The following is a 21667-nucleotide window of genomic DNA, read 5'->3' on the forward strand; positions in this document are numbered from 1 at the left end:
CCCAGTATGACTAATAGACATCCCTCCGACTGCAACTATCACTTTTTTAGCTTGTAGTTGTTCCCCATTTTCAAGGAGTACGGAATCAACTTGATTTTCCTTAAATATTAAATCTTTAACAGGTGTATTTACTCTTATTTCTACTCCAAGTTCTTTTACTTTCCGGAGTAATGTTTCAACAACTGTTTTTGCTTTGTCAGTAACAGGAAACATACGCCCGCGATCTTCTTCCTTTAACGAAATGCCAAGCCCTTCAAAAAAAGCTATGATGTCTTCATTGTTGAAAACAGAAAAAGGACTGTGCATAAACCGACCATTACCTGGGATGTTTGCAATTAAAACATCAATTGGACTACGGTTTGTAACATTACAACGACCTCCTCCGGAGATCGCTAGTTTACGACCTAGACGATCTCCTTTATCTAATAAAAGAACCTTTGCTCCGTGGCTTGCAGCTCCAATTGAAGCCATTAGTCCAGATGGACCTCCACCAATAACAATGACATCTTGCATATTGAACACCTTTCCGCTATCTAAATTTAAGCTCTTTAATTTCAACACGGTCAATCAATTTTTTAGCTTCTACTTTCTCAATAACGATTCGATCAACCGTATTTTGAATAAATGTTTTCTTTTCAATCGTACTCATTTCTTCCCAATTATCCTGAATATAAGTACTAATAATGTTAATTTTGTCTGAATCTAGACTATTTGAGGAAGACGCAGTTAATTGATTTATTTCTAAGGTGATTTCATCTTCCATTTGATTCTCCTCATTAATTCTACTCATATATTCTGCGTCTGTCATTAATTCATTTGCCCAAGCATATTGCCATTTTTTTCGCCGGTTTTTGATACGTTCTAATTCGTTGGTCAATTCCTTAACTCTATATACCTCTTTTTTCTTTTTTTTAGGAGTAGCTGTGTTTTGTATTTTTATTTCTTCGAAGAATTGAACAAATACTTTTTCAAGTATCTTTTCGGATATCATTGGCATGTCGCATTTTTTTTCGTAGCGATTAATACAACGATATGAACGATAATGTACACCTTTTTCATTTGTTTTCTTGTGTCCCTTCATTGAGGCTCCACATCTAGCACAACGAAGAGAGCCACTAAAGACATGAGAGCTTGTTGCTTGACGTGGATGAACTCTGGCTCTACCTTCACGAATCTCTTTAGCTTTTAAGAATGTTTCTTCATCGATGATTGAAGGTACCGCATTTTGAACCTCAAAATATTGTTCTTTATTTACACGATAGTTCCAACGTAAGTGGCCACAATAAGTTGGGTTTGTTAGTAAGTATCTAATACGATTTTCTCGCCAAACTCCTGTGTTTTTCTTAGTATCAATACCCATATCATTTAATTTAATGGCGATTTTCCTATCACTTAATCCATCTAGGTACCACTTGAATATATTTCGGACTGTAGTAGACTCTTCAGGTTTATAACAAGTGACCCGTTGTCTAATTGATATCCATATGGAGGGGTGCTTCCATGCCATTCACCTTCACGTACTTTTTGTGTCATTCCCATTCGGACACGTTCACCTAGGTTTTCTCGCTCCCATTGAGCCAATGCTGCTACCAATGTTATAAATAATCTACCGATAGCTGTAGTCGTATCGTAAACCTCGGTTGCTGATTTAAAGTGACAACCGTTTTTTTCGAAGGATTCGAGAAGTTGATAGAGATCCAACACAGATCGCGTTAAACGGTCAAGTCGATAAACCAGGACAACATCAATAAAACCTTCTTCAATGTTCTTTAGCATCCGTTGTAACTCTGGTCTGTTCGTATCTTTTGCAGAAACACCTTCATCAACATAATAACTGACAAGTTCCCAACCTTGAGACTTAATATAGGCATCTAATCGTTCTTTTTGAGCGGATATAGAATAGCCTTCTTTTACTTGTTCTTCTGTGCTAACACGTACATATACAGCAGTTTTCATACACATGCTCCTCAGTTTTGATATCATTGTAATAAACGCTTAATGTCATAACTCAATTTCTCTTCTCCGACTTGCTGTTTTAGTTGTTTTAAAATTGATAATGTAGAGTTATAAACTTTACCTGGTTGCAAAGATTTTCTTGGTGTCGTCTGATAAAGCTTGTGTTGATACATTTCTAGTCGTCTCAGTGCAAAATCATAATCCACGTTGAATGTGTTCATGATTAGATGAATTGAAATATCAGGCAGATCGTCTAACATAAAAGTAGGCACGCAAAAGTGATAAGCGAAATAGTCAGCTTGGTATTCTTGGAGATCTCTGAAAAGGTAGTGCATATTTAATTGCATTCCGCTATGTCGTAAATAGTGACAAACTTCATGGCCAAACATCATCCACTCTTCGATCTTAGTGCCTTTGGTCAACAAAATTTCATTATCAAGACGGTATGCTCTACGTTTATAAAAAATATCAACACCTAGCTTTTTTGCTATATACATCATGTCTAAATCGCTAGGATGTTTAACTCCGATCGTTTTATATAGTTCATAAATATAATCTTCAATGTGCGTGTTCAACAGCAAGACCCCCAAATACAGAAACGTGTGTTCGGTTTAGTTTCAAAAAATATAAAAGTGTATCTAGTACACCTTTATAACCCTAGCAATTCTTTCTTTTTAGTTTTATATTCTTCTTGTGTGCTAGCGCAAGTATTGTCTGTATTTTATTTATTCAATATAACTACCATAATAATCCCAAAACTGACTGTCATAACTTTTTGACTGTCGCCCGATTTTCTCCTGAGTTTCATCATCTAATTTATCCCATACATTCCCTCTAATTAAAAAGGCATCAGAATATCTATAAAACCTTTGTGGAAATTTACTTTTTTCTTCTTCCCACTCTTCAAAGTCAATTTCTTCTATACTTTCTTTGAGAAATAATGCAGAAACTTTTGTCAATTCAGTGGATGGCTCATAAGATGTGATTACTAATTCATCCATTTCTAAAACTTTTAAATGTTCAACAAGCGTCATTGCTAAATTAGGAAAACTTTCTTTACTGTCGTCAAGCGCTAACCTGTCATCAGATATATATTCAGCAGGGTAAACAATGGCAACAGAGCTACCATCAATTATTAATTCATATTTATCTTCTATTAGTTCGGTATTTTCAATAATAGAGTTAATTTGCTCATCTAATGGCATACCTTCAATTTCTTCATAAGAAAGTTGTGTTGGTTCATTATTTGAACATCCAGTTACTATTAATGAAATTACTAGAATGAAAAATAAGCTAACTTTGTTCAAAATTGGTCTCCCCTTTATTCTTTGTTATCTTTTTGGCTCTTCTTAAATTTAATATACTCATACACTTCTTTCAGATCCTCGGCTGTCATTGATTCTAAATCGTTAAACATTAGGTCAATGTCAGGAAATTCGGTTGCTATTTTATTTTTAATTTTTTCGAGCTCGTTGTCTGGACTAGTAATATCATTTGTTCGCCCTAACAAATAATCAGTACTGACTTTGAAATGATCCGCTAATTTTCTTATCAATTCTATGTCAGGTTCTACATGATTGTTTTCATAGTGAGAGTATCGAGCACGAGAAATGCCAATAGCTTTTCCTACCGTCTCTTGATTTGTTCCAGTTCGTTCTCTTAATTTCTTTAACCTTTTACCGAAAATTTCATTTTTATTTTCCATTAATAGCACCTCTAATCACCTCCCATTATAGACTATATGCGATAAAATTTTTATCATTGATAAAATTATTTTCAAAAAAACTATTGACGATAAAAAACTTATCATGTATATTTAGTTCAGTGATAAAAAACTTATCAAGAAACGAGGTGATGCAAATGGAAAGAAAAGAAATACTTCAACTGAGAAAAGAGAAAAATTTAACTCAACAACAGCTTGCCGAAAAACTAGGAATTTCAACTATCTATGTACGAAAATTAGAAAAGGGTGTTGTTAATCCAGGAAGAGAAACTCTTGTTAAATATGAGAATTTTTTTGGCGTCGATATGAAATCTTTGTTTCCGGATCTTTTTTTTAGTAATTATGATAAAAAACTTATCAATAATAAAGATGATACAAAACAAGCCATCTAACCCCGGGAAGGAGGTGTGATTGATGATAATCAAACAAAAGTTAAATCCGTATCTCGTAAAAGAAATCCTTGTTCAGTTAGACGGCGAGATGATTTGTAGCGAAGGTGTTTGTCAACTCAATGGTTTTCAGGTAGAAAAGGGGATTGGAACGATTGAGATACGACTATCCCCACAACGCAAACCAGAAATCTTTGTAGAGTATGCACCTTCAGTTATCACTAGAGAAACAGCATTGATGCTTGATCTAAAGAAGATAAGCGACTTAATGAACACGGTCGAGTCAGAAAAGTAAGGATTGTGCCCCCTCGAATGGCGGTTCGAGAGGGAAGAAAGTGTTACTTCTCGATTTCAATGGTTGCGTACTTAGCGTGATCAATAAAAGTATCTCTAATGACTTTAGGATATTTCAGGTGCAGCCTATTCACAGTATCAACTACATCTTGTTGTTTGAAATCTTTTAAATGATGAGAGCTGACACCTGCAGGAGCTTTTTCAACAAGTTTTTGAATTTCAACAGCTATTTCTTCTCTATAAGCCATATATAACACCCCCTTTCTAGTACCAGTTTACTAGAAAAAGGAAATAAGAAACAAGCCATCTAACCCCGGGAAGGAGGTGTGACCAATGTCAGCACGACACAACCTTGAAATCAAGAACAACACAATGACGCTAGATGGATTGGATTTGAAAGGTATTGTAAATTATCGAATCTCAAACTCTGCGCCAAATAAATACGCAGAGCTCGAAATTAAGATGCATGTAAACTTATCCAAGTTTGTTTCTCAAGAGAGAACTAACTAACCCCAGTAAGGAGGTGTGATTGATGTCTTTAAAAGATACTCTTATTAAATCTAATGAATTGATGGATTTTGTTGAGTCAAAAGGGTGGAGTGAAGAAGAACTCGCCAAAGTTGTTAACCTTCTTCACTCTGAGTTAGGGCCTTATTCTTTTTCAGCTGATTTGCCGCAATTTTCTACAGTTGAGTAAAAGTATTTAAATGTTTTAGAAATACTTTCTGCATTCGCATGAGAACCAGTAATAGATTTACTTTTTATTCTTTCATTTAAATGCTCAATATAGGACTTCGTTAATTCCAAAGCAATTTCTTTATCTGTTAAGGACATATGTAACACCCCCTTTCTAGAACCAGTTTACTAGAAAAAGGTGGAACTAAAAACCAATAAGAAGTTGTTTAAGTACCCCGATAGGAGGTGATTTAACTAATGCCAGGAAACAAACCAATCATTGTTCAACCAAGCCAAGAGACTTGTGATTGGATAAGGTGGTACTTCGAGAGAACCACTATCCCTCGAATGTCACAAGAGAAAATTCAGCGTATCCTTGCTGACCACGAACAAAAACAAAAAGCTAAGAAGAACAAGGAGACAGGTTAGCCTTAACTCAATTTTACTAGTTACCTAGACATTTTGTTGTTAATGCCTTGCAAGTTATGTGCAATATCTGCACATCGAGGGGGTGAGAAAGGAAATGCAGTTTGGATCAATACTCAAGAAAGTGAGGTTGAACGCTGAATTAAGCCAAGAAGAATTAGCAGAAAAGATGTTTTTGTCTCGCAGCGCAGTCTCAAGATTAGAAAACGACAAGCTTGAATTGAAAGCATCCGATTTGATCAGGTGGTTTCAGGTAACGAATGCACCAGAGATAGCAGCAGCTGTTATATGCGGTGTCGACATTGCAGCACTCATGCAATTGTTATCAAGTTTATCGTTAGTAGGTTGGATTAGCTTAATTCTATTTTAAAAATTGGAGGCGAAGAATTTTGAAACTAAAAGCGTTAGAAGGATTTAAGCGAGCAGAAATACAGATGGTGATCGATACGTTGAAATTTAGCAAGAAAGGCAAGGAAGAATCGTATAAACGATTGATTGATATTGCACTTAATAAAGTGATTACATATCGCACTCAGGCAGAGCTAGATGGAATGGAAATGAAGATCATGACTCACGCACTAATGAATAAAGCAATGATGTTACGCGCTCATTATGGTATGGACAAAAAGAGTACGGAGAGAAAGCATATGTACAACTTAGCTTGCACGATTGCAACTAGACGTCTTCAGTTCCAAAAGAAGTATGGTCCATCAATTGAAATAGAAGAAGCGCAAACTGCTGGCACAGTTCACGCTTCATAAATTTGAAAATTAACTTATGTAAATAGTTTATCAACTATATGTTGATTCGGCAAGCATCAATTGTTGGCTTTGCCGAGGGAGCCATGACGATCCATGTCCATCCCAAAAGACGTTGCTTATTGATCCTCCTATCTCTCAACGTCGTGGCTCCCTCGGTGCAGCTGGCACCAAGTATTTGATCTTTGATAAAAGAATAGGAGGCGTATGTAGTGGAAGAAGTAGCAGGGAATTTAGCTGTTAAAACGTGTTTGAATGCTGATCAAATGAACAAGTGGCTAGAAGATCATGGTGACGTGGAAGTATTAGATTTTAAGTTAAGTGGCATTGGCCAAGTGTTAGTAGTTTATCGAAAGGAGGATGCATGATGTCGCAGTTACAACCAGGTGATCAGTTAGAACTGATTAAACCACTCATGTATAGGGAGCACAATGAAGGTGCTATTTCAGAGTTTGAACTGCCTATTGGTCGTAAAGCAGAGTATTTCGGTACTGTCAGAAGTAGGCGATTAAATGTTGAAGATTTGCATCCAGAATATATCAACGGTGAGTTGATGCATTATGACTCTATTGATCTACCAGGTGGACACAACGTTCGTGTGGATGATGGTCATGGGTTTGGGTGTTATTACACGTTTAAGGATTGGAACGAAGTATTTGAGTACTTTAGGGTTTCAAGAACAAAAAAAGATCACCAGAATGCCGTCTGATGATCCTTGGATTACTTATACAATAACTCGTAACTAAAGTATAGGTAATCCTCCAATAAAAATCAAGGAGGTTCTATGAATGAGCGAGGAAAAAGTTACAGATTTAGTACCAGATCAAAATAGTGATGAGCTTGCCACTACCACTGGTTCATTGCTTCATTTTTCATCGGAAAAAATCAAAGTCATAAAGAATACTGTAGCGAAGGGTGCTACCGATGATGAATTAGAAATGTTTATGCATCTGGCAGAACGGTATCAATTAGATCCTTTTGCAAAAGAAATTTGGTTTGTGAAGAGACCCAAAAAAGTAAAAGACGCTCAAGGGAATTGGGATTATAAACGACTTCCTAGTGGAGAAATTGATTATGAGGGTGTAGATCCAATCATCATGACAAGTCGTGATGGTTATGTAAAGGTAGCGCAGAGCGACGAGGACTTTGAAGAGTTAAACAGTTTTGAAATCAGATCAAAAGATAAGTTTCACTTTAACCCAATGACCAAAGAGATTCAGCATGAGTTTGGTGCTGATAGAGGTCAAATAACAGGTGCTTGGGCTGTGTGTAAAAGAAAAGGAAGAGAGCCTGCCATCATTGTAGTCGATTTTCAAGAATATAAGAATGCTGCAGGTAGAAATCCTGTGTGGGATAACTACCCAAGTTCTATGATCCGTAAGGTTGCAGAGGTTATTGTGCTAAAAAGGCAGTTTAATATTAGTGGTTTAGTCACACAAGAAGAAATGCCAATGCGTGAGGTAATCGAATATGATGATCCGAACATTAAGCGCTTGGAGTCTAATCATGGAAATAAGAATAAGGCATTAGAAATTGATGATGAATGGAAAAAGTTATCTATTCGTGTGAAAGAGTTAAGTTCGAAACTCGGACTAGGAAAAGAGCAAATGGAGTCAATTGCTTTATTTGATTTAGAAATTGATGGTAACCCAAAGAATTGGAGCCTTAGTGACATGAAGAAAATGGTCGAATATTTAGAGGGGAAAGCTGATGAATATGTAGGAGATGATGAACCTAATGCTTAACCGAGTCGTGTTAGTTGGACGTTTAACGCGTGATCCTGAACTGAGGTACACGCCCAATGGAGTTGCTGTTGCAAACTTCACGCTTGCTGTAAATCGTACGTTCACGAATCAGCAAGGGGAACGAGATGCAGATTTCATTAACTGTGTCGTTTGGCAAAAGATCGCTGAAAATGTAGCAAACTACTTGAAAAAAGGTAGTTTAGCAGGAGTTGACGGCCGCATACAAACCCGAAGCTATGATAACAACGAAGGACGTAAAGTTTTTGTTACAGAAGTTGTGGCCGAAAGTGTGCAGTTTTTGGAGACGCGTCGTTCAGAGGGTGGACAAGCTCCTGCAGATTCATTTGCCAATGAAAGCCAACCAATTGATATATCAGATGATGACTTGCCGTTTTAGAGAGCGAGGGGGATTGTGATGGAACATAAAATACCAATTCCTCACGACTATAAATGGATGACTGAGGGTTATGAGAATCGTGCAGCCTTATTCAAAAAGTATGTCTTGGGATACTTAGCAAAAAGTCATCCTGAGCTCACCCTGATCCGAATAGAAGGCATGACAGCCATTTGTGAGAGGAAGGAGGGATTCAAAGTTATGAAACAAGGAAAACGTCCTACGAAGCGTCAAAAGCTGTTAATGGAGCAAAATGGGCTGAATCATAGTGAGTGGTTAGTGGTGAAGTCGCTTAGAACAGAAATACATTTGGTTCATCGAGAGAAAGAAGACCAGTTGGTTATTCATTTGTAATGAGAAAGGGAGGAGGTACGAGTGCAAGGCTTTATAAAGGATTATCGGCAGGAACTTGACAGCGCTATATGGCAAATGCCTCCTCTTTATCATCGTATTTGGCAGTATTTAAAATACATGGTCAATCACCAGGAGCAACAAATCCCAATGCGAGACGGAAGCTTTATGACGATTAAGAGAGGACAACATTTAACGTCTGTAAGAGCTATTGCTAGAGCTGTGGGTTGGTATGAAAACACCAAGTGGGATGAACCTAATCCAAAGAGTGTAAAGAATGTATTGGATTGGTTAGTTAATCAACAAATGATTCAAATTGACAATGGAGAGAACGGTAAAAAATATACACTTGTTACCATTTTAAGTTGGGATAAATACCAACAAACAGAAAATTCAGATAATAACAAAAGTAGTGTTTGGGGTAACACAAAAGAAACAGGCGAAAGCCATACAGGAGAAGGTATTCAAAATCAAAAAGGTGTTTCTAGTAACACGAGGGAAACACAAGGGAAACAGAGCGCGGACATAAACAAGAATGTAAAGAATGATAAGAACTATAAAGATGATGATAAAGAAGACGCGCATAACGCGCATCGTTTTTATCAAGAGAACTTTGGTGTCTTAAACCCATTCATGTCACAGAGCATTTCAGCTTGGTGTGAGGATCTTGATGATGAAATAGTCATAGCGGCTATGAAATTAACACTGAGCAATAACACTCGGTCTTTCAAGTACACTGAAGCGATTTTAAAAGATTGGGTGTCGCTTAATTTGAAATCTATCCACGCCATTAGGAGTCATGAAAAACAGAAAGCGGAAAAGAAAAAGAGTAACGTTGTCCATCCTAAGAGTAATCATTGGAGAAGGAAAGATGTTAGGAGAGACAAAATGCCTAAATGGTACGAGGAAGAAGAACAGAACGGACAAGCTCCTCCTACGCCTAAATCAAACGAAACGGCTCAACCGGAAAAGAGCTTTACAGATTTGCTAGAAGAACGCAAGAAACGAAAAGAACAAGGAGTGATGACATGAATCAGCATGGATTGCTGAGATCGGCCATTGATGCCAAAAGAGAAGAACTGATTGACCATTTAACTACTAGTCGCGATATAAACCGTAATGAGATTGCTAGTCTGACACTAACAGAATTACAAAGCATGTTACGAAAGGCAGGGGTAACCTATGACCGAGATAGTGCAGTGTAAACGTTGTGGAAGAGCTCTTAAGTCAGAGAGTAGTCGAAAAAAAGGATATGGCCCCACCTGCGCTAAGAAGGCAGCAGAAGAGCCACAAGAGTTAGATTCAATTGAATTGCTAACCCAAGCTAACAAAGACCAGGAACAGAACTTTATGGATGAATTGAATGAGGAACTAGCCGGATAAGGGAGGGATATTGATGGGATACGGTAATCGAGGAATGGCCTTTGAGCATTTAATCAATGTCACGGATCAGCAGTACGCGAGTAAGGGTATGGCCATTATCAACAAGCGTCCTACTCCTGTTAAAGTGCTTAAATCACAAGGGAAGCGAGTGATTAGTGGCTTTTTTGAAGAAAAGTCTACCGTCGATTATGACGGTATTTACGAAGGGAAATCGATAGTATTTGAGGCAAAGTCAACAGGGGAGAAGCGCTTCCCTTTATCAATGCTTTCTAAGCATCAATACGATTATTTAGAACTCGCACATAAGAACGGAGCTATCGCCTTCCTGTTGGTGGAGATACGACCTTTACATCGTGTATTCCTTTTACCAGTTGAAACGATCCGTCATTACATGGAGAAAGCCAAAAAAGGTGGGCGCAAAAGCATTCCGTTAGATGATCTTGATATCTATGCATTCGAAGTGAATAGAGGCAGGGGAGTGCCATTAGATTACCTTGAAACGGTTGATAAGTTGGAGTTTGAGAAGGTGATCAATCAATGAGGGCGACTAAGGTAATTACTTATCAACTGGATCCGGTTGAGGTTCAAGATCTCTTGTCAAAAAAGAGACAGTATGAAGATATCATTGCCGATAAAGAGCCAGTTAAGCAACCTCGATTCTATGCTAAAAAATTAGATTTAAAGACGTATAAGCTAATGCGTCATGAAGGGAAGCTAGATTTTGAAATAGCAAAGTATTACGGGATTAAGATGAAGGATCTTGCTAAGAAGAAAATGGCTTGGGGCGTTAAGGAGAATTATTCTTTTTAATGGGACTTAGGGGTGAGTAGACATGAATCTAAAAGAAGTCAAAGCAAAACGATTTAAGGATGAAGAAGGAATTAGTAATTATATGCATGTCTCAATCGAGAATTAGTCAAGCGATTGAGGATGCGTTGGAGTGATGCACTGTAGAGAGATATTGCGAAACAAAGGAGGAGAAATTTGTGCCAAAAGTTTTTATTACTGGAGAGATTAAGGAACTTATAAGTGATGGAGCTATTTTCTATGTGTCTCACTCTGGGGGGAAAGATTCGCAAGCTATGTACGGATTATTAAAAAAGGTCTTACCTAGTGAGCAGATTGTTCTTGTCCATTCAGATCTGGGGAAGGTCGAGTGGAACGGAGTCCAGGATCATATTAAGAAATATTCAGATCATAAGTTGAATGTTGTTAGAGCTAAAAAGACTTTTCTTGAAATGGTTGAACGGAGAGGAAAATGGCCAAGCGCAGCTTACCGACAATGTACCAGCGATTTAAAACGTGGTCCTATCTTTAAATTTATCCGTAACGATCTAAAAGAACGTGGTGGAACTGTTGCTGTTAATGTCATGGGTTTGAGAGCACAAGAGTCCACGGCTAGAGCAAAGAAAGTACCGTTTTTTTACAACAAAACGCAGAGCGTAAACAAGAGAGTTACCAGACACGTTTATGATTGGCTCCCTATATTCTATTTCACCACAGAGGAAGTTTTTCAAACAATTCGTGATGTAGGAGAAAAACCTTTCTGGGCATACGAAAAGAACGAAAGATTGAGTTGTGTATTTTGTATTATGGGTTGTGTAAATGATTTAAGACACGGCGCTGAGCAACGTCCAGAACTATATAAAGAGTATGTTGAACTTGAAAAGAAAATTGGTCACACGATGTTCATGAAAGGGAAAGAACCAATCTATCTGGAGGATCATGTTGGAATTAAAGTTGGTGCGTAGTATGTAAAAACCATGATGAAGGAGTGAAGAAGATGAATCAACTGCAGAAGGTATTTGATTATGAGAATCAAGCTGTACGTACGATCGTGATTGATGGAGAAGCATGGTTTGTGGCAAAGGATGTATGTCAGATACTCGATATCAAAAGAACAGATAGTGCATTGCGACGATTGAGCGATAAACAGAAGGGTGCTCATCACGTGAGTACCCCTGGCGGAAAGCAGTTGTTATCTATAGTTAATGAAGCTGGCTTATACAAGTTGATTTTCCGTAGTGATAAAGAAGAAGCGGAAGTATTCACGGATTGGGTGACAGAGCAGGTATTACCTACGATTAGGAAGACTGGTCGTTTTGACGTACAGCCTTCTTATATGATTGAGAACCCAGTGGAAAGAGCTAAGCAATGGATTGAGGAACAGAAAAAGGTGCAGTTGCTTGAACAACGTGCAGCAATATACGAAGAGAAAGCTAATTATGTTGATGAAATACTTAAATCAAAAAATACAGTAACCACGACTCAGATCGCCAAGGATTATGGTATGTCAGCGAGAACATTGAATCAAATTTTAAAAGAGGAAGGTATCCAATTTAAACAGCGTGGTCAATGGCTTCTTAAATCTACTTACCACGATAAAGGATATACAAAATCTTATACGGTGGATATCGAACGTTCTGACGGGACACCAGATGTGAGAATGAATACGCACTGGACACAAAGAGGAAGGCTGTTTATCCATCGAGTACTCGAAAAGAGAGGAATTGTTGCGATGATGGACCAGGAGTTAATGTCAGGGTAATAAAAAAGCCATCCCTCTCGGAATGACTAAGTACTGGTAATACTTATTATATCATCCGGGAGGGGTACTATGAAACAAGAAACTAATTATATTATCGTAGTAAAAGATGGAGTAGAAACAAAGATAGAAGCCCCTGAGTGTGGTCATGGAGAATACACCGCTATATGGAAAGATGGAAAGGTGCTAGATGTCATTAAAAGTGAACGATTGAGAATTAAATAAATGGTCTTACGGAAGAACCGAGGACACTGATTGATTACGGATTACCCGTATCATTTGGTGTCCTCTTTTTATGTGAAAGGAGAATTGTCATGAATCAAGTTAAACAGAAAAAGACGAAAGCCGTAAAGAATGAAAAGAAAAGCAGAAGAGAATGGCAAGAGTTAATGGGGGCGAATCGCCCAACATATAGCCGCCGTCGTGGCTCATTACGTCAACGTTAAAGGGGGAATTAAAATGTCGACATGGGTAGAGAAGATGATTGAGGAATATTCAGAGGCGGAAAAGAATTTAAAAGGATATAGGGAATCATTAAATAAAGAGGAAAGTGAACCTGTTGAAGGTTGGACAGAGCTTGAAGAGGAGTTTGATGAAAAGAGTGTAGTCGGTGGGATGGTGTCGGACCTTAGCTACTCCTTGCAATGGCTGAAGCGCGGAAGAAGACCAGGTAACCGTCGTGGCGCTGATCGTCGCTCTGTGTATCAACGGACTGCCTTACTGGACATGGACTTATTCCCGTCGCTACAGCTGGATGAGGGAGAGCGATCGTTAGGTGATCATGATAAGAGAGCGCTAGTTGATATATTGTGGGAGCTTTCTAATAGGGAGAGGCAGTGCTACATCTTGCATATGTGCTATGGGATGAGTTATGCGGAGGTTTCTAGGGAATTAGGGATTACTCGTTCATCTGTTCAGAAGTTTGTGGAGCGTGCAAAGAACAAAATAAATAAAAAAATCTCATAGCTTGTCATGCAAGTGTCGTACACGTGCCATATATAGATAGAAAGCTCTTTTAAATAAACATTAATTAAAACAGGCAATAATATTTAATAATTTTCACAAAGTTATTGCTTTTTGTGATAATATGCCATAAAATAGTAAATTATTACTACTGTTATTAAAGGGTCGATAATATGAGATTGTTATTATCTGTCTTCAGGGCAGCTATAATACTTATAAATATCACATTAATAAGTTTTCAACCAGCAACTGATATGGAAGTTAAAATTTATTTTGCTTCTAAGTTAGTTTTTTTCTTAATGCTTATCATCGATTACACCAATGTTGCATATTATAACAAAGGCATAGAAAGGATAATTGGAGTTTTGGGCGTAACAATTGCAATTATTCTAACAAGTGTTGATGCAGCTGGATTCTTTGGGTTAATGGAATTGACTGAGACAACAGATGGTTATACATTATCTGGGGTTGAAGGCAATTTTATCACTGGGATGATACCAGAATTTAATGCTGATATGTATTATTCGGTAAGTTTTTTGGTACTGATCTCTATTTTGGGTTTAGAAGTAATCAATAATGGGAAGAGATATATACCAGTTATTGCTAGTGAATTAAAACAAAAGCCAGCTTAAAAGGGAGTGATAAAAATGTTAATTGACAATTTCTTTGTTTATGCGATTGTTGTTTACATCATCTCTATCCTTGTTGGCTTTTTACTGAGGGTATTCTATAAAACCATTTCAAAAAAAGATTACCATATTAGATTGATGAATGTATTAATCTTAACATTTTTTATGCCGATCTACGCTTATAGAGATATAATGAAACATAGAACAGAAATAATTAAAGAAATTAATAGTAATGCAAATATGAATGAAGATCGAAAAAGAAAAATGAGAAAAATGCTAAATTCAAAATTTCAAGTAATGTTTAGGGTTATCTTGATATCAATTTTAAACTTTAGAGATATCCTAGATAGCAATATTGAAGGGTTAAATTCATTTAAAGATGAAAAAGGCAAAGAAGCAAGGTTATTTACTATTAGAATAGAAATATCACGTTCTCATGGAAAACAATTATATAGAGACATTTTTGTTGATAAGTATGCTTAATTAAAAGAAATATAGCTGATATGAATTCTTTCTTGAAGGAATCCCTGTCCTATAAGGGATATAGTGAATCGTCTTTGTCATACAAGGGATAAAAATTAAAAGAGCTATGTTGAAATTATAAGCACCCAATGTGGGTGCTTTTTTTATATTCCCAAAACAAACATAATACGTTGGAGGTGGCAGGTGATGTAGCATGGCTGAAAAACATATACAAGCCGAGAAAGATTATGTCAAAGGGATGAAATATAAAGATATTGCCGAGAAGTACGGCGTATCGCTTAACACCGTTAAGTCGTGGAAGAAGCGGTATGGTTGGAACCGCACAAGGGGTGCACCCAAAACAAAAAGTGTGCACACAAAAAAACGAGGTGCACCTACAGGTAATATTAATGCTAAAGGTAACAGAGGAGGAGCGGCGCCTCGAGGTAATCAGAACGCATCGACTCATGGTCTGTTTTCTAAATTCCTCCCTTCTGAGACGATGGAGATTATTGAGGTTATGCAGGAACGATCTCCTGCGGATCTCATATATGATCAAATCGAGATACAGTATGCTGCTATTATCCGTGCTCAGCAAATCATGTTTGTTGAGTCCAAGCAAGAGTTAGTGAAAGAAATCAAGAAGCAAAAGTTTGAGAATATCCCTACAGGTGAAGGTATTGAATCTGTGCCGACAGAAACAGAATATGAGTATCAATTCGCGTGGGATAGGCAGGCAACATTTCTTACTGCGCAATCCAGAGCAATGAGTGAGCTGAGGAACTTGATTAAACAGTTTAACGATATGGCAAATGAAGACGATGAGAGAAGACTTAAGCTCGAACAGATGAAACTTAATGTGGATAAGACAAAGGCTGAAATTGAGGAGATACGAAATAAAGATGATGGCGGAGGTCCTGTAGCTATCAACATCGTGGACGAGTGGGCTGATGAAAATGAGTAAACCGACCATTGATATACAAAAAGAGATAAACCCCCATTTCAAGCGTGTATGGAAGACGAAAGAGCCATACAACATCTTGAAGGGTGGGCGTAACTCCTTCAAATCATCTGTTATAGCCTTGCTGCTTGTTTATATGATGCTCTGGTATTTACGAAAAGGAGAAAAGGCTAACGTCGTTGTTATTCGTAAAGTGGCCAATACGATAAGAGATTCTGTGTATCTAAAAATACAATGGGCTTTAGGTAAGTTTGACATTTTTAATCAATTTAAGTGTACAGTCGCACCGTTCAAGATAGTTCACAAGGCCACAGGGTCCACTTTTTACTTTTACGGCCAGGATGACTTCCGGAAGCTTAAATCAAATGATATTGGCCACATTATTGCTGTGTGGTTCGAGGAAGCAGCTGAGTTCGATAATGTAGAGGACTTTGACCAATCAAAAGTAACATTCATGCGCCAGAAGCATCCACTAGCCGATATTGTACGCTTCTTTTGGTCATACAATCCGCCACGTAATCCGTACTCATGGATCAATGAGTGGGCTGACAGCATGGTAGGAGAAGATAACTACTTGGTACACTCTTCGAGTTATATGGACGATGAGCTGGGCTTTGTTACAGACCAGATGTTGCAGGATATCAATCGTATTAAGCAAAACGATTATGAGTATTATCGGTACTTATACCTCGGGGAGCCGGTTGGACTCGGAACAAATGTCTACAACATGAATTTGTTTAAAAAGTTGGACGAGCTGCCTAGTGATGATAGGATCATAGCGATATATTATTCAATGGATACAGGGCATTCAGTTTCTGCAACTTCATGTGGGTGCTATGGTTTAACAGCAAAGGGGAAAGTGATCCGATTAAATAGCTATTACTACAGTCCAGCTGGCCAAGTGAGAAAGAAGGCGCCTAGCGAGTTGTCGAAGGATATACATGAGTTCATTACCGCAACATCTACCTGTGAACATTGGAAAGGTGCAAGAATCCAGAAAAGGACCATTGATAGTGCAGAAGCAGCTCTAAGAAATCAGTATTTTAAAGATTACGGACAGCATTGGCACCCTGTAGCCAAGAAAAAGAAAATAGATATGATCGATTTAGTACACGACCTGTTAGCGCAAGGTCGTTTTTATTATCTCAAAAAGCCTTTTTCAACTGGATTAAAGCATGCTGATAGCAACGATATTTTCATTGAGGAACACAAGAAATATCAATTTGATGAAAAAACGCTCAATTCAGAGGATCCTCGTGTAATTAAGGAATCGGACCATACTTGTGACGAATTCCAATATCTATGCACTGCAAACGCAAGAGACTTTAGGTTAAAGATTTAATTTGATATAATAGTAATGAGGGCTAGGGTAGCTCCTGAACGATAGTTTCCCGACTATCTGCCCTCTTAAAATAATTCGGGAACAACTACGGGAGGTTGTTAATATGGGAAAGGCTCTTGATTTGACGGGTAAGAAATTCGGGAGATTGACCGTTATAAAAAGGGAAGGGTCTAATAAGCACAAACAAGCGATATGGAAGTGTTTGTGTGAGTGTGGGAATGAAACAATGGTGGTAGCTTCCAAGTTGAAAAGCGGGTACACACAAAGCTGTGGATGTTTACAAAAAGAAAGAACGTCTGAAGCGAGTATAATTCATGGACATAGTAGAAAATCACCAGAATATAAAATATGGGCCACTATGCTACAACGTTGTGACAACCAAAACTATAAAGATTATGAGTATTACGGTGGACGAGGAATTAGAGTTTGTGATTGCTGGAAATCCTTTGAAAAATTCATTGTAGATATGGGTAATAGACCGAGTTCAAATCATACTATTGAACGAATTGACAATGATAAGGATTACAATAAAAGTAATTGTGTGTGGGAAAATAGAACCGTTCAATCAAGAAATCAAAGGTTAAGAAAAGATAACACTACTGGCATAAAAGGAGTTCAGTGGGATAAAGACCGCAACAAATATAGAGTAACAATTTCTCATAATAAAAAGAAAATATATATCGGTTTGTATGAAAGTTTAGAAGATGCTAAACAGTCACGTAAACAAGCCGAATTGAAGTATTGGGGAAAGTCATTCTTATAGGGTGGCTTTTTCTTATGCTCTTTTCTAGGAGGTGAAGCCGTGAACGTTATCCAACGAATCAAAAATCTATTTAAGAGAGGAGGTTACGCTTTGTCTGGGAAGGATTTAAAATCAATCAACGATCACCCGAAGATCAACATCGATCCTAAAGAGTTAGCTCGAATTGAACGAAATTTAAAACAATATCAAGGTGATTATCCGCAGGTTGAATATATTAATTCGCATGGCCATCTGCAGACGCGCGATTATATGTCACTTAATATGCGGAAATTGAGCGCTGATGTGTTATCTGGATTAGTCTTTAATGAACAATGCGAAGTTACTATTTCGGATGCAAAAGACGAAGAGAAGAAGGAAAACAGTTTTAAATCAGCGCATGAGTTTATCGAGCATGTATTTGAGCATAACAAATTCAAAAAGAATCTTGCTGATTACCTTGAGCCTACGTTTGCTCTTGGTGGACTGACAGTTAGGCCATACGTGAACAATGAAACTCGCGAGATTGAATTCTCATGGGCACTAGCCAATGCCTTTTTCCCGTTACGAAGCAATAGTAATGGCATTTCAGAGGGAGTCATGAAATCTGTTACGACAAAAACAGAAGGCAACCGAACCATTTACTATACGTTATTGGAATTTCATGAGTGGGAGAAAGACAAGGAAGGTAATAGCATATATGTAATCACAAATGAGCTTTACAAGTCTGAAAGCCCTTCTGAAGTAGGTAAGCGTGTGTCACTAGATGAGTTATACAAAGGTATGGAGGAAGTTACGCATATTAAAGGGTTATCGCGTCCTTTGCCCAATTACCTTAAACCATCCGGATTTAATAATATTAATCCACACAGTCCGTTAGGTTTGGGGATTGCTGATAACTCAATATCTACTCTCAAAAAAATCAATGATACCTACGACCAATTTTGGTGGGAAATCAAAATGGGCCAACGTACAGTGTTTGTTAGTGACCAAATGCTGAACACTTTACCAGATGAGAGTGGAAAGCCTCCTGTTCAAGTGTTTGATCCTGATGTGAATGTATATAAGTCAATGCGTATGGGTAGCGACGAGGAATTTGTTAAAGATGTCACCAATGATATTCGAACCGAGCAATATATCGCTGCCATTAATCAATCGCTTAGGACGCTAGAGATGGAAATGAAACTGTCTGTAGGCACTTTCTCTTTTGACGGTAGAAGCATGAAAACAGCAACTGAGGTTGTAAGTGAAAATGACTTAACCTACCGCACTAGGAATGATCATGTTTATGAGGTTGAGCAATTTATTAAAGGATTAGTTGTATCTGTATTGGAATTGGCCAAGACATTTAAATTGTTTCACGGCGAGATACCGACCTTTGAGCATATTGGCGTAGATTTTGATGACGGAGTATTTCAGGATCGCGCAGCATTGCTCAGGTTTTATGGTCAAGCGAAGACATTTGGTTTTATCCCTACGGTTGAGGTCATACAACGGGTGTTTAAAGTGCCGAAAGAGACGGCAGAACAGTGGGTCGATGAAATTGAAAGAGAGCAGTTAAGAATTGATCCTACTGAGATTAATGAGCGTACTGCAAGGCGAATGTTTGGTGATGAGGAGTGATTAAATGGATCCTAAACGTCCAAGAATCACACCCGATCATTTAGACTTATGGTCCAGCAACATGTCTGAACTCTATGACAGTCTCGAGGGTGAAATAATTAGGAGTATGATCAAGCGCTTGAAAGACGGTTCAGATGATATCACCTACTGGCAAGCTCGAAAAATGGCCGAGTTAAGGTTGTTCAATAACGATGTGGCTCGTCATCTATCTTCGGTTACAGAGGTGGCAGAATCAGAGATCAATAGAATGTTTGAGGAAGCTGGAAGAGAGATGATACAAGACATAGATCGCGCTATGCCATATCCTACTAAGCCAGTGCCTAACCAGTTGGATGACATTATGAGGGGCTACTATAACCAAGCGTGGGACAATATTAATAATTACGTCAATCAATCTCTTATAACTTCCAACTACGGAAGAGGGACAGCTGCACTTGCATATCAAAATGTATTGAACCGTACATCTGCACTATTTAATACAGGCATCTACACATTCGAGGAGTCAGTTGAACGTGCTATTACAGAAATGGCTCAGAAAGGAATCAAATCTACTTTTACAGATAGTAGAGGTCGCTCATTAAGCATTGAAGGCTATACACGCACTGTTTTGAAGTCAACACTAGGAAACACTTTCAATGAGGTTAGAACGGAGCGTATGGCTGAATATGGCGTATATACGGTTGTTGTTACTAGCTTAGTAGGTGCCAGGGATCAGTGTTCATTAATTCAAGGTCATGTGGTGGATTTAAGACATCCTAGTGAAATACCGGAGGGTAGCGAGTACAAAAGTATTTATGATCCATATTGGAAAGCTGAGTATGGAACAGCCGGAGGCCATAGGGGAGCAAATTGCAGACATTTGCACATTCCTTTTATTCCAGGTGTCAACACCAATAATCAACCGCATTACGACAAGGAGTTGAACGAAAAAGTCGCAAAGGTTAGAGATACACAGCGTCGCATTGAGCGAGAGATCGTAAAGTACAAAAAGAACCTTATGATCGCTGAAGAATTGGGCAGTGACAACGCTGATCATTGGCGGAGAATGGTCAGAAAAAGACAAGCTGCTATGAGAAAACATCTAGAAAGCAATGGCAGATATTTAAGAAGAAATTACAAAAGAGAAAAGGTTTATACTCCTTTAGCTACATTGCTAGAGGATTTTTCATATAAAGAATAAGTGAGATGATCTTTATCTCATTTGGAGCACATTAATTAAAAAATTAACAAGGAGAGGATAAAAATGAGGGAATTAGAAACAGTACAAAAACGAGAGAAATTAAATCGGGTGTTTGCAGTAGATGAGAAAGGAAATGGTGGTGCGAATCACGAGTATTTAATTGTAGCTGATGCAGGGTTGCAAGTTCCAAAAGAAACTGTAATTCAATTTCAGAATGGTGCTAGAAAGGAGAATGGTTCTATCCATGGTGTCATTGATAGCGATTTGCTAGAAATAGTTAAAGATAGAATCAGTTCATTTCAAAATGGACCCTTCTCTTCAAAGGAGAATGAGAAAGTCCTATACCATGTAGAACAAGCTTTATATCACATGAATGAGCGTGTTGAAAATCGGATTAAAAGAAATGTGTTAGGAACTAACCAAAAGTAAAACTCGTCTTTAGCCAATAGACGTTATAAACAGGGCTTTTTATTATACATTCTTTTCGTTTGCACTAACGTAAAAAGTGCTATTCCATCGTGGACTCTACCACGTAAAAACAATGTAGGAGGAATGAAGCATGAACAGAGAAGAATTGAAAGCATTAGGTTTAACAGATGAGCAAATCGATAAGGTCATGGCAAGTCACGGTAAGACATTAAATGATGTGAAGGCAAAGGCAGACAAGTTGATGGTCTTGAGAGTCAAATTAATGATTACAAGCAACAGATTGCCGATCGTGACAAACAGCTTGCTGATCTTGGTGATAAGGTAAAGGACAATGAGGAATTAACTGCCGAAATTGATCGATTGAAAGGAGAGAATGAAACAACTAAGACTGAGTTAGAGAAAAAATTAGAGCAACAGGCATTTGATCACAAGCTTGAAAATACTTTGTCTGGGGCTAAGGTCAAGAATACGAAAGCACTCAAAGCATTACTTGATATGGACACGATTAAACTTGATGGAGACGTTTTAAAAGGTTTAGATAGTCAGCTTGATAGTTTGAAAGAAAGTGATCCTTATCTATTCGATTCAGAAGAAAGCCAAAGTTCACCGCAGATCGTTCCCCCCGGTAATCCGAACGGTGGGAGTAATTCTACAGAAACCGATCCGTTCGCTGCGAAATTGGCTAAATATAACGATTAAA

General features: G+C 37.9%; 39 protein-coding genes. 32 read left to right on the forward strand and 7 right to left on the reverse strand.

Features of this window, described 5'->3' with window-relative positions:
• The 6 genes from JCM9152_RS17905 to JCM9152_RS17925 form a co-directional block, all read right to left on the reverse strand.
• On the reverse strand, positions 1 to 513 hold a 513-nt coding region (locus JCM9152_RS17905), incomplete at its 3' end, for an aminoacetone oxidase family FAD-binding enzyme (RefSeq protein ID WP_035346708.1).
• Positions 514 to 529: 16 nt separating this feature from the next.
• Entirely contained in the window at positions 530 to 1507 is a 978-nt protein-coding gene (locus JCM9152_RS21535; RefSeq protein WP_081728106.1) for a recombinase family protein, read from the reverse strand.
• Positions 1402 to 1956, reverse strand: coding sequence for a recombinase family protein (locus JCM9152_RS21540; RefSeq protein WP_052016113.1), 555 nt, complete (start codon positions 1954 to 1956; stop codon positions 1402 to 1404). The genes JCM9152_RS21535 and JCM9152_RS21540 overlap by 106 nt, the downstream gene beginning before the upstream one ends.
• A gap of 23 nt (positions 1957 to 1979) precedes the next feature.
• Positions 1980 to 2531, reverse strand: a complete 552-nt coding sequence (locus JCM9152_RS17915) for an ImmA/IrrE family metallo-endopeptidase (protein WP_235715753.1) — start codon at positions 2529 to 2531, stop codon at positions 1980 to 1982.
• 150 nt (positions 2532 to 2681) lie between these two features.
• Positions 2682 to 3263 (reverse strand): hypothetical protein, encoded by a 582-nt coding sequence (locus tag JCM9152_RS17920; RefSeq protein WP_035346709.1) that lies wholly within the window; start codon positions 3261 to 3263, stop codon positions 2682 to 2684.
• A gap of 14 nt (positions 3264 to 3277) precedes the next feature.
• Positions 3278 to 3661, reverse strand: a complete 384-nt coding sequence (locus JCM9152_RS17925) for a helix-turn-helix domain-containing protein (protein ID WP_081728116.1) — start codon at positions 3659 to 3661, stop codon at positions 3278 to 3280.
• A 155-nt stretch (positions 3662 to 3816) separates the two neighbouring features.
• On the opposite strand from JCM9152_RS17925, the gene JCM9152_RS17930 reads away from it, so the two are divergent.
• Both JCM9152_RS17930 and JCM9152_RS17935 read left to right on the forward strand, forming a co-directional pair.
• Positions 3817 to 4071, forward strand: a complete 255-nt coding sequence (locus JCM9152_RS17930; protein ID WP_052016115.1) for a helix-turn-helix domain-containing protein — start codon at positions 3817 to 3819, stop codon at positions 4069 to 4071.
• Between the two features lie 22 nt (positions 4072 to 4093).
• Complete coding sequence (locus tag JCM9152_RS17935; RefSeq protein WP_035346711.1) at positions 4094 to 4363, forward strand: hypothetical protein; 270 nt, start codon at positions 4094 to 4096, stop codon at positions 4361 to 4363.
• A gap of 43 nt (positions 4364 to 4406) precedes the next feature.
• On the opposite strand, the gene JCM9152_RS17940 is transcribed toward JCM9152_RS17935, so the two are convergent.
• Positions 4407 to 4610 carry a hypothetical protein gene (locus JCM9152_RS17940; RefSeq protein ID WP_035346712.1) on the reverse strand — a complete coding sequence of 68 codons (204 nt, stop codon included), beginning with the start codon at positions 4608 to 4610 and terminating at the stop codon, positions 4407 to 4409.
• Positions 4611 to 4695: 85 nt separating this feature from the next.
• Here JCM9152_RS17940 and JCM9152_RS22720 point away from each other — a divergent pair, with 85 nt between their 5' ends.
• From JCM9152_RS22720 to JCM9152_RS22090, 30 genes are all read left to right on the forward strand, one after another.
• A complete protein-coding gene (locus JCM9152_RS22720) occupies positions 4696 to 4872 on the forward strand; it encodes a hypothetical protein (protein WP_156315005.1) in 177 nt (58 codons plus the stop codon).
• 22 nt (positions 4873 to 4894) lie between these two features.
• Positions 4895 to 5059: a hypothetical protein gene (locus tag JCM9152_RS22725; protein WP_156315006.1), complete on the forward strand. Its 165-nt coding sequence runs from the start codon at positions 4895 to 4897 to the stop codon at positions 5057 to 5059.
• A gap of 236 nt (positions 5060 to 5295) precedes the next feature.
• On the forward strand, positions 5296 to 5466 hold the full coding sequence (locus JCM9152_RS22730; RefSeq protein ID WP_156315007.1) for a hypothetical protein: 171 nt from the start codon (positions 5296 to 5298) through the stop codon (positions 5464 to 5466).
• 94 nt (positions 5467 to 5560) lie between these two features.
• Positions 5561 to 5833 (forward strand): helix-turn-helix domain-containing protein, encoded by a 273-nt coding sequence (locus JCM9152_RS17945; RefSeq protein WP_035346713.1) that lies wholly within the window; start codon positions 5561 to 5563, stop codon positions 5831 to 5833.
• 19 nt (positions 5834 to 5852) lie between these two features.
• The gene (locus JCM9152_RS17950) at positions 5853 to 6224 is read left to right on the forward strand and encodes a hypothetical protein (RefSeq protein WP_035346715.1); all 372 of its coding nucleotides are present in this window, start codon (positions 5853 to 5855) and stop codon (positions 6222 to 6224) included.
• Positions 6225 to 6433: 209 nt separating this feature from the next.
• Complete coding sequence (locus tag JCM9152_RS22735; RefSeq protein WP_156315008.1) at positions 6434 to 6589, forward strand: hypothetical protein; 156 nt, start codon at positions 6434 to 6436, stop codon at positions 6587 to 6589.
• Complete coding sequence (locus JCM9152_RS17955; RefSeq protein WP_035346716.1) at positions 6589 to 6930, forward strand: hypothetical protein; 342 nt, start codon at positions 6589 to 6591, stop codon at positions 6928 to 6930. Before JCM9152_RS22735 ends, JCM9152_RS17955 begins: the two co-directional genes overlap by 1 nt.
• Positions 6931 to 7009: 79 nt before the next feature.
• Positions 7010 to 7966, forward strand: coding sequence for a RecT family recombinase (locus JCM9152_RS17960; RefSeq protein WP_035346717.1), 957 nt, complete (start codon positions 7010 to 7012; stop codon positions 7964 to 7966).
• A complete protein-coding gene (gene ssb / locus JCM9152_RS17965; RefSeq protein ID WP_035346718.1) occupies positions 7959 to 8363 on the forward strand; it encodes a single-stranded DNA-binding protein in 405 nt (134 codons plus the stop codon). The genes JCM9152_RS17960 and ssb overlap by 8 nt, the downstream gene beginning before the upstream one ends.
• 18 nt (positions 8364 to 8381) lie before the next feature.
• The gene (locus tag JCM9152_RS17970) at positions 8382 to 8714 is read left to right on the forward strand and encodes a DUF6906 family protein (RefSeq protein ID WP_035346719.1); all 333 of its coding nucleotides are present in this window, start codon (positions 8382 to 8384) and stop codon (positions 8712 to 8714) included.
• Between the two features lie 21 nt (positions 8715 to 8735).
• On the forward strand, positions 8736 to 9743 hold the full coding sequence (locus JCM9152_RS21545; RefSeq protein ID WP_052016116.1) for a DnaD domain-containing protein: 1008 nt from the start codon (positions 8736 to 8738) through the stop codon (positions 9741 to 9743).
• Complete coding sequence (locus JCM9152_RS22740; protein WP_156315009.1) at positions 9740 to 9916, forward strand: hypothetical protein; 177 nt, start codon at positions 9740 to 9742, stop codon at positions 9914 to 9916. Before JCM9152_RS21545 ends, JCM9152_RS22740 begins: the two co-directional genes overlap by 4 nt.
• Entirely contained in the window at positions 9894 to 10094 is a 201-nt protein-coding gene (locus JCM9152_RS17980; protein ID WP_035346720.1) for a DUF6011 domain-containing protein, read from the forward strand. Before JCM9152_RS22740 ends, JCM9152_RS17980 begins: the two co-directional genes overlap by 23 nt.
• Positions 10095 to 10107: 13 nt before the next feature.
• Positions 10108 to 10635: a Holliday junction resolvase RecU gene (locus JCM9152_RS17985; RefSeq protein ID WP_035346721.1), complete on the forward strand. Its 528-nt coding sequence runs from the start codon at positions 10108 to 10110 to the stop codon at positions 10633 to 10635.
• A complete protein-coding gene (locus JCM9152_RS17990) occupies positions 10632 to 10904 on the forward strand; it encodes a hypothetical protein (protein ID WP_035346722.1) in 273 nt (90 codons plus the stop codon). The genes JCM9152_RS17985 and JCM9152_RS17990 overlap by 4 nt, the downstream gene beginning before the upstream one ends.
• A gap of 176 nt (positions 10905 to 11080) precedes the next feature.
• Positions 11081 to 11845 (forward strand): phosphoadenosine phosphosulfate reductase domain-containing protein, encoded by a 765-nt coding sequence (locus JCM9152_RS17995; protein ID WP_201768801.1) that lies wholly within the window; start codon positions 11081 to 11083, stop codon positions 11843 to 11845.
• A 32-nt stretch (positions 11846 to 11877) separates the two neighbouring features.
• A complete protein-coding gene (locus tag JCM9152_RS18000; protein WP_035346723.1) occupies positions 11878 to 12642 on the forward strand; it encodes a phage antirepressor in 765 nt (254 codons plus the stop codon).
• A 69-nt stretch (positions 12643 to 12711) separates the two neighbouring features.
• Positions 12712 to 12864: a DUF3954 domain-containing protein gene (locus JCM9152_RS22085; RefSeq protein ID WP_081728109.1), complete on the forward strand. Its 153-nt coding sequence runs from the start codon at positions 12712 to 12714 to the stop codon at positions 12862 to 12864.
• A gap of 89 nt (positions 12865 to 12953) precedes the next feature.
• Positions 12954 to 13085 carry a hypothetical protein gene (locus JCM9152_RS23790; protein WP_268870755.1) on the forward strand — a complete coding sequence of 44 codons (132 nt, stop codon included), beginning with the start codon at positions 12954 to 12956 and terminating at the stop codon, positions 13083 to 13085.
• A gap of 13 nt (positions 13086 to 13098) precedes the next feature.
• Entirely contained in the window at positions 13099 to 13605 is a 507-nt protein-coding gene (locus JCM9152_RS18010) for a sigma-70 family RNA polymerase sigma factor (protein WP_035346725.1), read from the forward strand.
• 170 nt (positions 13606 to 13775) lie between these two features.
• A complete protein-coding gene (locus JCM9152_RS18015; protein WP_035346726.1) occupies positions 13776 to 14234 on the forward strand; it encodes a hypothetical protein in 459 nt (152 codons plus the stop codon).
• 15 nt (positions 14235 to 14249) lie between these two features.
• Positions 14250 to 14714: a hypothetical protein gene (locus JCM9152_RS18020; protein WP_035346727.1), complete on the forward strand. Its 465-nt coding sequence runs from the start codon at positions 14250 to 14252 to the stop codon at positions 14712 to 14714.
• Positions 14715 to 14907: 193 nt separating this feature from the next.
• Positions 14908 to 15657 carry a phage terminase small subunit gene (terS, locus tag JCM9152_RS18025; RefSeq protein ID WP_035346728.1) on the forward strand — a complete coding sequence of 250 codons (750 nt, stop codon included), beginning with the start codon at positions 14908 to 14910 and terminating at the stop codon, positions 15655 to 15657.
• Positions 15650 to 16996, forward strand: coding sequence for a PBSX family phage terminase large subunit (locus JCM9152_RS18030; protein WP_035346753.1), 1347 nt, complete (start codon positions 15650 to 15652; stop codon positions 16994 to 16996). Before terS ends, JCM9152_RS18030 begins: the two co-directional genes overlap by 8 nt.
• Positions 16997 to 17099: 103 nt before the next feature.
• Positions 17100 to 17759 (forward strand): AP2 domain-containing protein, encoded by a 660-nt coding sequence (locus tag JCM9152_RS18035; RefSeq protein ID WP_035346729.1) that lies wholly within the window; start codon positions 17100 to 17102, stop codon positions 17757 to 17759.
• A 90-nt stretch (positions 17760 to 17849) separates the two neighbouring features.
• Positions 17850 to 19358, forward strand: a complete 1509-nt coding sequence (locus JCM9152_RS18040) for a phage portal protein (protein ID WP_035346754.1) — start codon at positions 17850 to 17852, stop codon at positions 19356 to 19358.
• 4 nt (positions 19359 to 19362) lie between these two features.
• Complete coding sequence (locus JCM9152_RS18045) at positions 19363 to 20538, forward strand: phage minor capsid protein (RefSeq protein WP_035346730.1); 1176 nt, start codon at positions 19363 to 19365, stop codon at positions 20536 to 20538.
• A gap of 63 nt (positions 20539 to 20601) precedes the next feature.
• On the forward strand, positions 20602 to 20967 hold the full coding sequence (locus JCM9152_RS18050; RefSeq protein WP_035346731.1) for an Acb2/Tad1 domain-containing protein: 366 nt from the start codon (positions 20602 to 20604) through the stop codon (positions 20965 to 20967).
• A gap of 130 nt (positions 20968 to 21097) precedes the next feature.
• Positions 21098 to 21292: a hypothetical protein gene (locus tag JCM9152_RS22995; protein WP_052016119.1), complete on the forward strand. Its 195-nt coding sequence runs from the start codon at positions 21098 to 21100 to the stop codon at positions 21290 to 21292.
• Positions 21247 to 21666 carry a phage scaffolding protein gene (locus tag JCM9152_RS22090; RefSeq protein WP_235715757.1) on the forward strand — a complete coding sequence of 140 codons (420 nt, stop codon included), beginning with the start codon at positions 21247 to 21249 and terminating at the stop codon, positions 21664 to 21666. Before JCM9152_RS22995 ends, JCM9152_RS22090 begins: the two co-directional genes overlap by 46 nt.
• The last annotated feature ends 1 nt before the right edge of the window (position 21667 follow it).

This window comes from Halalkalibacter hemicellulosilyticusJCM 9152 (assembly GCF_000513115.1).
In the GTDB taxonomy this organism is placed as follows: domain Bacteria; phylum Bacillota; class Bacilli; order Bacillales; family Bacillaceae_D; genus Halalkalibacter; species Halalkalibacter hemicellulosilyticus.

Coding starts and splice junctions, on each gene's coding strand:
- JCM9152_RS22730 (WP_156315007.1), top strand. CDS start 5,296: ATGCCAGGAAACAAACCAATCATTGTTCAACCAAGCCAAGAGACTTGT.
- JCM9152_RS22740 (WP_156315009.1), top strand. CDS start 9,740: ATGAATCAGCATGGATTGCTGAGATCGGCCATTGATGCCAAAAGAGAA.
- JCM9152_RS18015 (WP_035346726.1), top strand. CDS start 13,776: ATGAGATTGTTATTATCTGTCTTCAGGGCAGCTATAATACTTATAAAT.
- JCM9152_RS22725 (WP_156315006.1), top strand. CDS start 4,895: ATGTCTTTAAAAGATACTCTTATTAAATCTAATGAATTGATGGATTTT.
- JCM9152_RS21535 (WP_081728106.1), bottom strand. CDS start 1,507: ATGGCATGGAAGCACCCCTCCATATGGATATCAATTAGACAACGGGTC.
- JCM9152_RS18030 (WP_035346753.1), top strand. CDS start 15,650: ATGAGTAAACCGACCATTGATATACAAAAAGAGATAAACCCCCATTTC.
- JCM9152_RS18020 (WP_035346727.1), top strand. CDS start 14,250: ATGTTAATTGACAATTTCTTTGTTTATGCGATTGTTGTTTACATCATC.
- JCM9152_RS17925 (WP_081728116.1), bottom strand. CDS start 3,661: ATGGAAAATAAAAATGAAATTTTCGGTAAAAGGTTAAAGAAATTAAGA.
- JCM9152_RS17990 (WP_035346722.1), top strand. CDS start 10,632: ATGAGGGCGACTAAGGTAATTACTTATCAACTGGATCCGGTTGAGGTT.
- JCM9152_RS22085 (WP_081728109.1), top strand. CDS start 12,712: ATGAAACAAGAAACTAATTATATTATCGTAGTAAAAGATGGAGTAGAA.
- ssb (WP_035346718.1), top strand. CDS start 7,959: ATGCTTAACCGAGTCGTGTTAGTTGGACGTTTAACGCGTGATCCTGAA.
- JCM9152_RS18050 (WP_035346731.1), top strand. CDS start 20,602: ATGAGGGAATTAGAAACAGTACAAAAACGAGAGAAATTAAATCGGGTG.
- JCM9152_RS17930 (WP_052016115.1), top strand. CDS start 3,817: ATGGAAAGAAAAGAAATACTTCAACTGAGAAAAGAGAAAAATTTAACT.
- JCM9152_RS17945 (WP_035346713.1), top strand. CDS start 5,561: ATGCAGTTTGGATCAATACTCAAGAAAGTGAGGTTGAACGCTGAATTA.
- JCM9152_RS18000 (WP_035346723.1), top strand. CDS start 11,878: ATGAATCAACTGCAGAAGGTATTTGATTATGAGAATCAAGCTGTACGT.
- JCM9152_RS18010 (WP_035346725.1), top strand. CDS start 13,099: ATGTCGACATGGGTAGAGAAGATGATTGAGGAATATTCAGAGGCGGAA.
- JCM9152_RS18045 (WP_035346730.1), top strand. CDS start 19,363: ATGGATCCTAAACGTCCAAGAATCACACCCGATCATTTAGACTTATGG.
- JCM9152_RS23790 (WP_268870755.1), top strand. CDS start 12,954: ATGAATCAAGTTAAACAGAAAAAGACGAAAGCCGTAAAGAATGAAAAG.
- JCM9152_RS17980 (WP_035346720.1), top strand. CDS start 9,894: ATGACCGAGATAGTGCAGTGTAAACGTTGTGGAAGAGCTCTTAAGTCA.
- JCM9152_RS18035 (WP_035346729.1), top strand. CDS start 17,100: ATGGGAAAGGCTCTTGATTTGACGGGTAAGAAATTCGGGAGATTGACC.
- terS (WP_035346728.1), top strand. CDS start 14,908: ATGGCTGAAAAACATATACAAGCCGAGAAAGATTATGTCAAAGGGATG.
- JCM9152_RS17970 (WP_035346719.1), top strand. CDS start 8,382: ATGGAACATAAAATACCAATTCCTCACGACTATAAATGGATGACTGAG.
- JCM9152_RS17940 (WP_035346712.1), bottom strand. CDS start 4,610: ATGGCTTATAGAGAAGAAATAGCTGTTGAAATTCAAAAACTTGTTGAA.
- JCM9152_RS17985 (WP_035346721.1), top strand. CDS start 10,108: ATGGGATACGGTAATCGAGGAATGGCCTTTGAGCATTTAATCAATGTC.
- JCM9152_RS22995 (WP_052016119.1), top strand. CDS start 21,098: ATGAACAGAGAAGAATTGAAAGCATTAGGTTTAACAGATGAGCAAATC.
- JCM9152_RS17935 (WP_035346711.1), top strand. CDS start 4,094: ATGATAATCAAACAAAAGTTAAATCCGTATCTCGTAAAAGAAATCCTT.
- JCM9152_RS17960 (WP_035346717.1), top strand. CDS start 7,010: ATGAGCGAGGAAAAAGTTACAGATTTAGTACCAGATCAAAATAGTGAT.
- JCM9152_RS17955 (WP_035346716.1), top strand. CDS start 6,589: ATGTCGCAGTTACAACCAGGTGATCAGTTAGAACTGATTAAACCACTC.
- JCM9152_RS21540 (WP_052016113.1), bottom strand. CDS start 1,956: ATGAAAACTGCTGTATATGTACGTGTTAGCACAGAAGAACAAGTAAAA.
- JCM9152_RS22720 (WP_156315005.1), top strand. CDS start 4,696: ATGTCAGCACGACACAACCTTGAAATCAAGAACAACACAATGACGCTA.